This is a genomic window from Pandoraea sp. ISTKB (genome assembly GCF_001721285.1).
GTDB lineage: Bacteria > Pseudomonadota > Gammaproteobacteria > Burkholderiales > Burkholderiaceae > Pandoraea > Pandoraea capi.
Genome location: NZ_MAOS01000061.1, coordinates 61,392 through 76,027, shown reverse-complemented (window position 1 = coordinate 76,027; position 14,636 = coordinate 61,392). Strand labels below are relative to the sequence as shown.

Below are 14,636 nucleotides of genomic sequence, written 5' to 3'. Positions count from 1 at the left end.
GTCTCAGACCATCACGTCGGCGAGCGATTTCATGTCGTCGACCCAGATATCCGGCTGATGCGGCGTGCCGCCGAACGGACGCTTGCGACGGTCAATGAAGGCGCTGCGCATGCCCGCCGCCTTCGCCCCCAGACAGTCGAACGCGTGGTTGGCGACGAACAGCACCTCGTCCATCCGCACCCCCATGATTTCCGCCGCCTTCGTGTACGTCGCCACATGCGGCTTGAACGAATTGGCTTCGGCGACCGAGATCACGTTATCGAACGGAATCTGGTGATACTGCTTCGCAGTCTCCAGCATGTCGCGATCCCCGTTGGAGAGCACCACGATCTTGTATTTCGTCTGAAGTCGAGCCAGCGCTTCGGGGACATCCGGGAACGGCTTGAGCTTCTCGATGTTGGACACCAGGTACTCGACCTCTTCGCGCGTGAACGAAATACCGGCACGCTCAAGCGTGTACGACACCGCACGATGACCGATCTCGCGATACGGCGTGTGCGCCTTGTGCAGCAACGCATCGATCATCGAGTTCTCGAAGTGCGTACGGCGCCACCACGTCACGAACGAGTTCGGGTTACCTGTCCACCCCTTGTCCCGCAGAAACGGCGTCGCGACTTGCGTCAGACCGCCTTGCATATCCACCACCGTGCCGTACTGGTCGAACATCACCACCTTGATGTCCTGCTTCAACTGTTCCACGTCTGCCATGTCATGGCCTCCTGTTGGGTTGGGCGTTGCGAATTCACCGTGAAGTCGCTACCCAACCAATCTAAACAAACGCAATTTATTTATGAAATGGATTGTTATCATCACACCATTGATATGGTGAATAATTAGTCGTCACCGTACATCTGATCGCGGGTCGGCTCCTTGATGAAGACCAGACCGATGACGCCGGAGATCGCCGCCACGACCACCGGGTACCAGAGGCCGAAGTAGATGTCGCCGCGTTGTGCGACGAGCGCGAAGCACACGGTCGGCAAAAGACCGCCGAAATAGCCGTTACCGATGTGATAAGGCAGCGACATCGCCGAGTAGCGAATGCGCGTCGGGAACATTTCGACGAGGATGGCGGCGATCGGGCCCAGCGTCATGGCGCCGTATGCCATCAGCACGATCAGCAGGACCAGAATCATGGGTTCGTTGACGACCTCGGGGTCCGCACTCGCCGGATAGCCCGCGAGCGAGAGCGCCTGTCCGGTCGCCACCCGGAACGCTTGCTCGGTGGCTTTGGCCTGCGCGGGCGGTAGCCCGTGCAACGACGGCGCCGCGATTTCCATCGTCCCCACTCTGACGACGGTCTTCGCCCCCGCCGGGGCGGAGATCGTCGCGTAGCTCGCCGAGTTGGCGGACAACACACGCCTGGCGACGTCACATGCGTTATCGAACGTCGCGGTGCCTGTCGGGTTGAACTGGAACGAGCAGTCCGCCGGATCGCTCACGATGACCACGGGCGACGTCTGCTGGGCGCGAGCAAGCGCGGGGTTGGCGAAGTGTGTGAGCCCGTGGAAGATCGGAAAGAGCGTTGCTGCCGCCAGAAACAGACCACAGAGAATCACCGGCTTGCGGCCGATGCGATCCGATAGCCTGCCGAAGACGATGTACAGCGGCGAACTGATCACCAGCGCCAGCCCCACCAGCAGATTGGTCGTACCGGTATCAAGCTTGAGCGTCTGCGTGAGAAAGAACATCGCGTAGAACAACGCGGTGAACCATACGACGGCTTGTCCCGCGAGAAGGCCGAACAGCGCTTGCAGCACCAGTTTGAGATTGCGCCACTGACCGAACGCTTCGGTGAGCGGCGCGCGGGATGTGCGTCCCTCGGCCTTGATTTTCTGGAACGCGGGCGACTCGCGCATCGACACGCGCACGTAGACGGAGATGGCCAGCAGCACGCCGGAGAGCAGGAACGGAATGCGCCAGCCCCAGACGTCGAACGACTTCCCCGTCAGCGCCCGCACGGCGATGATGACGACCAGCGATAGCAGCAACCCGAGCGTCGACGTCGTCTGAATCCATGCTGTCCAGCCACCGCGCCTGTCGCTGGGCGCGTGCTCGGCCACGTAAGTCGCCGCCGCGCCGTACTCGCCGCCGAGTGCCAGACCTTGCAACATGCGCAGCAGCACCAGAATGACGGGGGCCGCCACGCCCAGCGTCTGATAGCCGGGCAGCACGCCGACCAGCAGCGTGGAACACCCCATGATGACGATCGTGAGCAAAAACGTGTGTTTGCGCCCGACCAGATCGCCCAGTCGGCCGAAGATCAGCGCACCGATCGGCCGAACGATGAAACCGGCCGCGAACGTCAGCAGCGCAAATACGAAGGCCGCCGTGTGATTCAGGCTACTGAAGAACTGTGTGGCAATGATGGCGGCCAGTGCGCCGTATAGAAAGAAGTCGTACCACTCGAACACCGCGCCCAGAGACGCGGCGAATATGATCTTTCTCTCGTCGGCATCGATCGCACCCGGCGACGACGAGGCTATCTCGTTGTGCATCATGTCTCATCCATCTCCTCGTTACGCCGACGAGGGTGCCGGCGCTTCATCGGCTCCGACGCATCGACGCGCGTCCGGACGCCTGTCCAACAACGATATGTCGCGCGACTTTATTTTCAAAATCGATAAGATGTATCGAAGTATTCGCTTAACGAATAATCGTTGAAGCACGGCTTGCGAGAGCGCACGACCACGGTCGGTGCGTCACCTGGAGGACATTCGCGAACGTGTGCGTCGCGCGTGGAAAATCTGAGAAAGGATTTTTGACGTTTGGCGGTCGGTGCACGGTGCCTGCACCACGCCTCGCGGGGGTACCGTCAGCACGCCCCCGCTATATCAGGTTGTCCGTCAGGAAATCGACAAAGACTCGCAACTTGGGAGATGGATGTTTACTGGCAGGCCACAGCACACGCAAGGTCGTGCTGTCGTCGTTGAACGCTTCAAGGACGGGGACCAGTGCGCCGGTCTCCAAATGATGCCGGATGGCGATATCGGGCAGACAAGCGATACCGAGCCCGGACACCGCAAAGACGAGCAACGGTTCCAGCGTGTTGGCGATCATCGCATCCGGCAGATCCGCAAAGCGCGTCTCCCCGAGTCCGCCAAGCGGCCATACATCGACCTTTCCGCTGCTCGGGTAACGGTAGAGCAGGCATCTGTGATGCAACAGATCTTCGGGAGACGTCGGCACGCCACGTGCCTTCAGATAGTCGGGGGAGCCCACCATGACCCGACGGTAGGTGCCCAGCGTACGTGCGGTGAGCCGGGAATCCTTCGGCACGCCGGTTCGGATGACCGCATCGAAGCCCTCCTCGATCACGTCCACCAGACGATCCGTCACATCGATCTCCAGTTCGATGTCCGGATACTGCCGATTGAATTGCGCGACTTGCGGCATGAACAGCAAGCCGACCGAAGGCAAGCTGACACGTAGCTTGCCGCGCGGCAAACGTTGAGACTGCGCCAGTTCCTCTTGCGCCTGCTCCAGTTCCCCAAGAATGCGTCGGCATCGCGCCAGAAAGGTGATGCCTTCGGGTGTCAGCGTGACGGTTCGCGTGGAGCGATGAAATAGCCGGGTACCGAGCTTGTCCTCAAGCCGGGCAATCGCCTTGCTGACGGCCGACGCCGAAATCCCGAGTTGCTGACCCACTGCGGTGAAACTGCGGGACTCGCCGACCCGCACGAAGATATCCAGAGCGCCAAGACTTTCCATATCGCTGCGTCATTGATGACGCGAGTGTCATAAGTATTGTTCACTTTAGCCTGTTTCTCTTCAACGCATGCCGCCGCAGTATTGCCGCATCGTGCTCCCTCGCGAGCCGCAACACATCACACGAAGGAAACTGCCAGATGAATCTTCCGAGCACATCCGCCCATCGCCCGACCGCCGACCACTTGCCACTTGGGGGCCTGCTCGCGCTCGCGATGGCAGCCTTCATTACCTTGCTGACGGAGATCGCACCCGCGGGGCTGCTGTCGTCCATTGCCACAGGTTTGCATGTCTCCGAAGCGTTGGCCGGGCAATTCATCACCGCCTATGCGGTCGGTGCGCTTCTCGCCGCAATCCCGGTAACGATGTTGACGCAAGGCATGCGCCGCCGGCCATTACTGCTCACCGCCCTGCTCGGATTCGCGGCGGTCAATCTGGTCACGGCACTCTCCGGCCACTACTGGCTCTCGCTGACCGCGCGTTGGCTCGCAGGCGTGTTCGGCGGTGTCGTCTGGTCGCTTCTGGCGGGCTACGCGATTCGTATGTCACCCCCGCACCTGAGCGGACGCGCCATTGCGATCTCGGGTACCGGCGCCATCGTCGCGTTGGTGCTGGGCGTGCCGCTCGGCGCCATGCTCGGGCGATACCTCGGATGGCAGGGCACCTTTGGTCTGATGTCGGCGCTGGCGTTGCTGCTCGCCGTCTGGGTACTCGCTATCGTGCCCGACTTCCCCGGGCAAAGCCGGAGCGAGCGTCTGTCCCTCACGGGCGTATTGCTGCGTCCGGGTATCCGCGCCGTCCTGTTCGTGGTGCTCACGTTCGTGGCCGCTCACAACATCCTCTATATCTACGTCGAGCCACTGCTGCAAGCCTCGGGGCTGAGCGCGGACGTCGAGCGTGTCCTGCTCGTCTTCGGACTCGGGTCCATCGTCGGCCTGTGGTTCGTCGGCACACACGTCGACCGTCAGCTTCGGCGCCTCGCGGTGGCAAGTGTTCTCGTGTTCATTCTGGCCTTGCTGCTGCTGGGCATGTGGCGCGCCAATCCACTGGCGGTGTATCTCAGCGTGGCGATTTGGGGACTGGCTGTCGGCGGCTTTGCCACGATCACCCAGACCGCCCTCTCACGACTGGCCGGCGAGTCGATGGATGTCGCGCAGTCCATGTACACGACGGGATGGAATACGGCGGTCGCAGCGGGCGGCGCCATCGGGGGCATGTTGCTGGCGCGGGCCGGTGCCGGCGGCTTCGCCTGGGCCTGCCTCGGCATACTTGCCACCTCGCTCGTGGGCACCCTCCACTTCATGAATCGCGCATTGCGTCGGTAATAACGATGCAACGACATGCCGAGCCCATTCAATCGACTACCAATTTCCCAGCAAACGATAATGTTGATTTTTTGACAAAAATTGCCAATTAATCTTCATCCGCTTTAAATCTACCAAGCGAAATTAAAATAATTAAAAAAACATCATTATTTAAATCACAAATCCCCTAAAACTCACCTTACACAACAGTCCCCCTCCGTTTGTTTTACTGTGCAATACCGCACCAATACTGGCGATTTTCCCTGTTACGCACTTCAAACATATGTTTGAAATCTGATGCGAAACAGATGCACCCAATTCTCTGATATAGCAAATTACAGGTATCGGGGATTACACCAACGCGTCGGAAAAACGACCTATCATTTATTATAGGTTTTCACCCAACCATCATAAAAGTCGGATAAGTTAGCGCACACAAAAAGCTGTCGAAGTTAAGAAAGTTTTCGGACTGTTTTTACTAGCAAAACATCCATTCCGAAACAAGAAAAAACGCAGTTGAAGCTGCGTTTGCAATCGGGGTTAGGGCGCGATACGGGGGGAACCGGCCGCGGCCCGACGACATAACGAAAAAACGCCTGGCTCACGCGACCACAAGTCCAGCGTGTGCGAACGAATGGGCGTCAGGGCCAAGGCCTGGGGAAACGCAACGTGTTAGTTCTACCCAATATGACGGGCGATGTGCCGCGCCCGGACAAATGCCCATCGTCTCGCCGACCGACGACAGGGCCGACTCACCCCCTTCGGCGCACCGTATCGACGAGCCGGTTCACCCGGCAAATGTCATCGGCCTGTTGGCTACCGAAACGCCCGGAAAGTGATGGCGCCTCTGCGACTTTCGCAGGGCAGCGTCCGCTTTCGCGCGCCTGAAAGCACGCACCCGACCGACACCGTCACAGCATTTCCGTCGCACAGCGACGCATCCCCATTCCGATACCCATCACTGGTTAGCTGGGGCAGGCGACTGCAAGGAGAGCATTGCCATGAAGATCATCAAACAATGGTTCGCGCGCCAAGCGCAGAGTGCCGACCGCCCCGGTCCGCGCGTGGCGGATTCGCCGTTGCTGCTCGCGCTTGAACCGCGCGTGGTCTACGACGCGTCGGTAGCTGCCGTCGCCGCCCAATCGCACGCACACGAGCACGCGCACGCCGAAAACCACGGCACGGGAGAGTCGCATACGGATACGTCCTCCGCGCGCACGTCGGGCAACGCGACTGAGAATGCACCGCCGGACCGCAGTGCGTCGCGTCCGGCGAAGACGTCCACCGATACACCCTCGGCGGCCCCCAATGCGCAGGACAAGCCGCACGCCGACGCCAAGACAGCCGATACGGGAAGCGCCGCGCAAGCGCCGCAGCAGACCGAGGTCGTCTTCATCGATCCGAGCGTGGCGAACTATCAGACGCTGATTACCGGCCTGCCCGCCGGCACGCAATACGTCATGCTCGACGCCAACACCGATGGCTTCGCACAGATCGCGCAATACCTTCAGACGCACCACAACGTCGGCTCGATCGCGCTGATCTCGCACGGCACCGACGGCGCCATTCAGGCGGGCTCGGCATGGCTGACGGCGTCGAGCCTGTCGACCTACACCGCGGATCTCGCGCAGATCGGTGCGGCAATGAAGCCGGGCGGCGACTTCCTGATTTACGGTTGCGATGTCGCGCAGTTGGCCGACGGGCAGGCGCTGGTACAGAAAATTGCCGGCATTACGCATCTGAACGTCGCCGCGTCGACCGACGCCACCGGTGCGGCGTCCCTCGGCGGTAACTGGACGCTCGAATATCAGGCCGGCAAGGTCCATAGCGCGTTGAACGAGTCGGCGAGCGCCGAAGCGCAGTTCAACGAATTGCTTGGCGTGACCGTAGAAACCTACGATACAGCCGCAAACAACAACTTCCAGGCGCTCGGATCGTCGCAATTCACGCTTAACAATATCGTCTACACGTTCGATCAGGCCGCTAACACCTTCGCGTACAACGACAGTAACTCGCCGAACGGCCCGACCGACATTACCGATTCGTCGACCGATGGTGTGCTCGAGATCAATGCCGACGGCGGCTCGGCCATGAGCAACGTCACCATTTCGCTCGCTAACGGCCACACCTTTAACCTGCAAAGCTTCGATCTGAGTTCGTTCAACGGCGATCTCTACATTCAGGCGCACTACGCCAACGGCACGTCAAGCGGACTGATCCAGCTCGCCACGGCCGCCGTGGGCGGTTTCCCCGGCGCCACCGTGTCGAGTCAGCTCGGCAGCGCCTTCAACAACATCGTCTCGTTCTCGCTGATCGACCAGAACGACCCCGGCGCGTTCGAGCCGTCGCTCGACAACCTGACCTATCAGGACACCGGCCCTGCCGTCACCACCAGCAGCGGCAACGCCGTATGGAGCTCAGCAGATAACGGCGCCGGTACAGGCGGCGCCCCCGTGCCGGTCGATCCGGGCATCACGCTCAGCGACGGCGGATCAAGTACCGCGAAGACCGCGACCGTTCAGATCACGAACTTCGTGACCGGCGACGTACTCAACTTCACGGCACAGAACGGCATCACCAGCAGCTACGATCCGACCACCGGCACGCTGACGCTCAGCACCGGCGCCGGCACCGCGACCATCGCTCAGTGGCAGGCCGCGCTCGAATCGGTGACGTTCTCCAGCTCGCTGACCTCGCCCAACCTGTCAACCACCACGCGCACCATCTCGTTCTCGTTCAACGACGGCACCTTCGTCAGCAACGTCGCCACCCGTAACATGGTCATCACGGCGACCGATCAGACGCCGGTAGTGACCGAAGGCGGCGCGGCCAGCACCAATTACCTCGCGGGCTCGGCAGCGACTGCGGTCGACGCGAACATCCACGTCAGCGATGCGGACAATTCCACGCTGGCGACCGGCACCGTCACCATCGCCAGCGGCTTCGTGACCGGCGATTCGCTCGGCTTCACCAACGACAACGCGACGCTGTACGGCGACATCCAGGCCAGCTTCAACCCGAGCACGCATGCGCTGTCGATGTTCTCGGGCAGTGGCGCCGCGACGGCTGCGCAATGGCAAGCCGCACTGGACGCCGTGACCTTCGCCTCTTCCAGCGGCACGACGGGCGGCACACGCGACATCACTTTCTCGGTCAACGACGGCGCCAAGAGCAGCGCGGCGTTGCATCACAGCGTGGTCGTGACGGTCGGCCCGAAAGTGGTCACCGACGGCGGCTCGGCCTCGTTCGTGACCGGCGACAACGCCCCTTCGACGCCGGTGGTGGTCGACGCAGGCGTCACGATCTCGGACGGCACCAGCACCACGCTCACCAGCGCCACGGTCCAGATCACCAGCAACTTCCAGGTCAATCACGACCAGCTGGTGTTCAACGACAACCCGGCGACGATGGGTGACATCACCGCCACCTACAACACCAGTACCGGCCTGCTCACGCTGACCTCGCAGAGCGGCCTGGCCACCTTCGCGCAATGGCAGGCCGCGCTGCGCTCCGTCACCTTCACCAACGACCTGGTCGTGCCGTCAAACGCGACGCGCGTGCTCACATTCCGGATCAACGACGGCACCCTGATCAGCCCGGCGGCGACTCGCAACATCAGCGTGACCGACACCGACCAGACGCCGGTGATCGGCGGCGGCGGCCAAACCGCCAGCTTCGTGGCGGGCGACAACCTCAACTCCACGCCGGTGGTGGTCGACAACACCATCACTGTGGCCGATGCCGACGGCGGCCCGCTGCACACGGCCACTGTCACAATCACCGGCAATTACCAGTCCACCGATTTCCTGACGTTCAGCAACGACAACACGGTGCTGTACGGCGACATCCAGGCGAGCGTCTCGAACAACGTGCTCACGCTGATCTCGCCCACCGGCACCGCCACGCTCGCGCAATGGCAGGCGGCACTGCGCGCCGTCACGTACACGTCCACCGCCATCACGCCGTCAACCCTGCAGCGCACTGTCACGTTCAGCATCAGCGACGGCGTCAAGACCAGCACCGTCGTGACGGATCTGGTCAACGTGACCGATACCGACCAGACGCCGCTCATCATCGGCTCAAGCGGCACCGTCACGTTCACGCAGGGCGATAACACCAGCTCGACGCCGGTCACGGTGGACAGCGGCATCGTGGTGTCCGACAGCGACAACGGCACGCTCACCTCCGCCACCGTCACGATCAGCAACCCTAACGCCAGCGACGAGCTGCTGTTCGTCCCGAACCCCACGACGATGGGCAACATCTCCAGTTCGTACTCGAACGGCGTGATGATCCTGACCTCGCAGAACTCCACCGCTACGGTCGCGCAATGGCAGGCCGCGCTGCGCTCGATTCAGTATCAGAACGCATCGGCGGTGCCGGACACTACACCGCGCCTCATCAGCTTCGCGATCAGCGACGGCACCAAGACCAGCACCGGCTGGATCCGCACCGTGGACGTGGTGCTGACCGACCAGACGCCGCTGCTCGACAACAGCGGCGGCACGACCACCTTCACTTCGGCCGACAACGCGCCGTCCACGCCGGTGGCCATCGACACCGGTCTCACGCTGACCGACAGCGACAGCGCCACGATGGCGTCAGCCACCGTGCAGATCACCGGCAACTACGTATCGGGCGAAGATGTGCTGTCGCTAGGCGGTTCGTTCGGCGACATCACTGCGAGCTTCGACGCCAGCAACGGTAAGCTCACGCTGACCTCGGCCGGTGCGTCGACCACCGCGCAGTGGGTCGCAGCGCTGCGCTCGGTGACCTACTCCGACCTTGCCGCCGTGCCGACCGGCACGACACGCACCATCTCGTTCGCCGTCAACGACGGCACCAAGACGAGCGTCACCGGAACGAAGTCGCTCAGCATCGTCGCCACGCACCAGACGCCGGTCCTGACGACCGGGTCGTCGACCAGTCAAGACTTCCTGCCGGGCAACTCGGCGACGACGATCGACGGCAGTCTCGCGCTGACCGACCTGAACATCGGCAGCCCGTCCGCACTGGTCTCGCTGACGATCACGGTGCAGATCACCTCGGGCTTCGAGCTCGGCGACGTGCTGTCCTTCAGCGGCCTGGGACAGATTCCGACCAACGGTATCAGCCCGAGCTACGACGCTTCCACCGGCACCTTGACGATCACCTCCACCGGCGGCACGCTCGCCCAGTGGCAGAGCCTGCTCGACAACCTGCAGTTCCAGACCGGCAGCAACGCGCCGCTCGGCGCGCGCGGGATCTCGATCACCATCAGCGACGGCGTCAAGACCAGCACGCCGGCGTCATACACGATCGACGTGATCAGTTCCGCACCGGCGCTGTCCACTTCGAGCAGCGGCAGCGTCAGCTTCACGGCCGGCGACAACGTCCCCTCCATGCCGGTGGCGATCGACACCAACATTTCGGTTGCCGATCCGCTCGGCAACGTGGTGGACACGGCCATCATCTCGATCTCAGGCAACCTCCATACCAGCGAGGACGTGCTCAACTTCACCAACGACGGCTCGACGATGGGTGACATCAGCGGCGTCTACAACACGCTGACCGGCGTGATGGTGTTGACGTCGTCGAGCGGCACGGCCACCCTTGCCCAATGGCAGTCCGCGCTGCGCTCGGTTGTCTATTCCGATACGGCCATCACGCCGAACACCGCCACGCGCACCATCGACATCACGCTCAGCGCGGGCGCGCAGGTCAGCAACACGCTGGAGCGCACCATCACGGTGGCGGCCACCGACCAGACGCCGCTGATCTCCACCAGCAGCACCGGCAGCGTGTCGTTCATCGCGGCCGACAACAATATCTCGACGCCGGTCGTGATCGACAACGGCATCGCGCTGCTCGATGTAGACAACACCACGCTGGCATCGGCCACCGTGCAGATCGGCGCGGGCTTCCAGTTCGGCGAGGACGTGCTGTCGTTCGTCAACGACGGCCACACGATGGGCAACATCATCGGCAGCTACGACGCCAACACCGGCACGCTGACGCTGACGTCGGCCACCGCCAGCGCCACGCTCGCACAGTGGCAGGCCGCGCTGCGCGCCGTGACCTACACCGACCTGGCCGTCACGCCCGACACCAGCACCCGCACCATCGACTTCACGGTCAGCGACGGCACCAAGAACAGCACCGCGTACACGCGCAACATCATGGTCACCGATACCGACCAGACGCCGGTCCTGGGAACTATCAGTACCGGCTCAGTGCCGTTCACGGCCGGCGACAACGCGATCTCGACGCCGGTGGCGGTCGACTCCAACGCCATCGTGTCCGATCTCGACAACGGCACGCTGGCCTCGGCGACGTTCCAGATCGGCGCGGGCTTCCAGCTCGGCGAGGACGTGCTCGGCTTCGTCAACGACGGCACGATGGGCAACATCAGCGCCACCTACGACCCCTCCACCGGTGTGCTCACGCTGATCTCGGCCAACGCCAGCGCCACGCTCCAGCAATGGCAGAACGCGCTGCGTGCCGTGACGTACACCGATACGGCCGTCACGCCCGACACCACCACCCGCACCATCAGCTACAGCATCAGCGACGGCACGAAATCGAGCGCCGCACTGACGCGCAACATCACGGTGGCCGACAGCGACCAGTCACCGGTCGTAGGCTCCAGCAACACCGGTTCGGCGTCGTTCGTCGCCGCCGACAATGCGCCGTCGACGCCAGTTGTCGTCGACAACGGCATTACCCTGTCGGACCTCGACAGCGGCACGTTCGCGTCGGCAACCGTGCAGATCGGAGCGGGCTTCCATGCAGGCGAAGACGTACTCTCCTTCGTCAACGACGGCACGATGGGCAACATCACCGCCAGTTACGACCCCGCCACCGGCACGCTCACGCTGACCTCGGCTAACGCCAGCGCCACGATCACGCAGTGGCAAGCCGCGCTGACCTCGGTGACCTATACCGATACGGCCGTCACGCCCGATACGGCCACCCGCACCATCGGCTTCTCGGTCAACGACGGTACCAAGTCGAGCACCGTGTTCTCGCGCGATGTGACCATCACAGCGACCGACCAGACACCGATCCTCACGACCAGCAGCACCGGCTCGGTGCCGTTCACGGCAGGCGACAACGTCACCTCCACGCCGGTGGCAATCGATAGCGGCATCGTCGTGTCTGATCTCGACAACGGCACGCTGGCCTCGGCCACGTTCCAGATCGGGGCGGGCTTCCATGCGGGCGAAGACATCCTCGGCTTCATCAACGACGGCACGATGGGCAACATCAGCGCCAGCTACGATGCCGCCACCGGCACGCTCACGCTGACGTCAAACGGTGCCAGCGCCACGCTCGCGCAGTGGCAGGCCGCGCTGCGCGCCGTGACCTACACCGACTCGGCCATCACGCCCGATACGTCGACCCGCACCATCAGCTTCGCGATCAACGACGGTACGAAGTCCAGCATCGCGTTGAGCCGCGACATCACGGTCGCGGATACCGATCAGACACCGCTTGTTGGCTCCGTCAACTCAGGATCGGTCTCGTTCGTCTCGGCGGACAACGGCAGCTCGACGCCGATCACGGTCGACAACGGCATCATTCTGTCGGACCTCGATAACGGCACGCTGGCCTCAGCCACCGTGCAGGTCGGCAGCGGCTTCCACGCCGGCGAGGACGTGCTCGGATTCACCAATGACGGGCTGACGATGGGCAACATCACCGCCAGCTACAACGCGGCCACCGGCACGCTCACCCTGACCTCGGCCGGCGCGAGCGCCACGCTTGCGCAGTGGCAGGCCGCCTTGAGTTCCGTCACCTACATCGACACGGCGATCTCACCGGCCACGGCCACACGCTCCATCGACTTTGCGGTCAGCGACGGCACCAAGTCCAGCCCCATCTACTCGCGCGACATCGCCATCACCGCGACCGATCAGACGCCGCTCCTCACCAGCAGCAGCACCGGCGCCGCACCGTTCGTGGCGGGCGACAACGTTGTCTCTACACCGGTGGCCGTCGATAGCGGCATCGTCATCTCGGACCTCGACAACGCTACGCTGGCCTCGGCAACGTTCCAGATCGGCAGCGGTTTCCATGCCGGCGAAGACGTGCTCGGCTTCGTCAACGACGGTGCGTCGATGGGCAACATCGCCGCCAGTTACGATGCCGCCACCGGCACGCTCACGCTGACCTCGACCGGTGCAAGCGCCACGCTCGCCCAGTGGCAGGCGGCGTTGCGCTCGGTGACCTACACCGATACGGCAGTCTTGCCCGACACGGCGACACGTACCGTCAGCTTCTCGGTGAACGACGGGACCAAGTCCAGCCTCGCGGTCACCCGCGACGTGAGCGTCACGGCAACGCACCAGACGCCGATTGTCGGCACGGACGGCTCGACCCTGAGCTACACGGCCGACGGCAAGGCGACGTCGAGCGTCGCCATCGGCACGGGCATTACGCTGACCGACCGGAACGACACGCCGCCGACGTCGGCGACGGTCTCGATCGGCGCGGGCTTCGATCCGGTGCACGACGTGCTGAGCTTTGCCGCCAGCGCGGCGACGGGCGATATCACGGCGACCTACGACGCCGCGCACGGCGTGATGACGCTCAGCTCGGCAAGCGGCACCGCAACGCTTGCTCAATGGCAAGCCGCCATTCAGGCCATTACGTATCGCGACACGCAAAACGAAAGCAAGAGCGGCGCCCGGACGCTGACCTTCGTGCTCGGCGACGGCACCGCCAGTAGCGCTCCAGTTTCACGCACGCTGCAAATCAACGCCGGACAAAGCCCGGTCGGCACGCCGATCCTGCCGCTGACGCCGCCGAATCATTTCGACGTGCCCAACGTGCAGCCGCAGCCGATTGTCTTCGGACGGAACAATCCGCTGATCGTCCCGGACGTCAACGGTCACAGTGACGGTGTCTCGAATCCGATCATCGTGAACGGCGCCCTCGACACGCCTGCCCAATTCGGCGCCATTCCCCCGCGGACGACCTTTACGTTCGCTGCACACGGGGCAAGCGATGCGTCGCTCGGCGACACGCATGTGAGCGCGCTGGACTCCATCGTTCCGCCGGGTACGCAGGATGTGCCAGCGCCCGCGATTGCACGCACGCTGCCCGCCGCCGATGTCAGTCCCGCACGTCAGCCGGGGCAGGCCTTCGTGCTCTCGATGACGCCGCTGGTGCAGACCCCGTCTTCCACACGCAGCGGCGATGCCGCCGCCACGCAGGTGGCGATCACGCTGGCCGATGGCGGACCGCTGCCGCAATGGTTGCATTACGACGTGGAGCACGACGTGCTCACGGGCACGCCGCCGGCCGGCATTCGCGCCATGCAGGTGACGCTGCTCGTGCGCGACGCGGCCGGCAATCTGTCGCGTCGTGAGGTGACGCTGCACTTCGATGCGCCCGCTCAGCGCGCACCGAATGCACCGAACGCGCCGGCAGCCCCGGCAACACCGGCCGCCCGACCGCACGCCGCGCTGCCGCCCGCGAAGGCGTCGCTCGCTGCGCAGTTCGCCAACGCGCATGCGGCGCTCCACGTCGCGACAGCCCCCGGCGACTCGCACGCTGCCACGGGAGACCGCTCGTGATCCCAGCTTTCCAGACTCAACTCGCTCAACTTAAAAAGAGACCCGTCGAAGTGAAAAACAAGCC

General features: G+C 63.3%; 5 protein-coding genes. 2 read left to right on the top strand and 3 right to left on the bottom strand.

Annotated elements, in window-relative coordinates; all coding sequences use genetic code 11:
- Positions 1-3: 3 nt before the first annotated feature.
- The 3 genes from A9762_RS22075 to A9762_RS22065 all read right to left on the bottom strand — a co-directional run bounded on the left by A9762_RS22075 (position 4) and on the right by A9762_RS22065 (position 3,711).
- On the bottom strand, positions 4-708 hold the full coding sequence (locus tag A9762_RS22075; protein ID WP_069344136.1) for a haloacid dehalogenase type II: 705 nt from the start codon (positions 706-708) through the stop codon (positions 4-6).
- Between the two features lie 125 nt (positions 709-833).
- Positions 834-2,498, bottom strand: a complete 1,665-nt coding sequence (locus A9762_RS22070) for an MFS transporter (protein ID WP_069344240.1) — start codon at positions 2,496-2,498, stop codon at positions 834-836.
- 331 nt (positions 2,499-2,829) lie between these two features.
- The gene (locus A9762_RS22065; RefSeq protein ID WP_069344135.1) at positions 2,830-3,711 is read right to left on the bottom strand and encodes a LysR family transcriptional regulator; all 882 of its coding nucleotides are present in this window, start codon (positions 3,709-3,711) and stop codon (positions 2,830-2,832) included.
- A 137-nt stretch (positions 3,712-3,848) separates the two neighbouring features.
- On the opposite strand from A9762_RS22065, the gene A9762_RS22060 reads away from it, so the two are divergent.
- Positions 3,849-5,033 carry an MFS transporter gene (locus A9762_RS22060; protein WP_069344134.1) on the top strand — a complete coding sequence of 395 codons (1,185 nt, stop codon included), beginning with the start codon at positions 3,849-3,851 and terminating at the stop codon, positions 5,031-5,033.
- A 980-nt stretch (positions 5,034-6,013) separates the two neighbouring features.
- Entirely contained in the window at positions 6,014-14,572 is an 8,559-nt protein-coding gene (locus tag A9762_RS22055; RefSeq protein WP_069344133.1) for a DUF4347 domain-containing protein, read from the top strand.
- Positions 14,573-14,636: the final 64 nt, after the last annotated feature.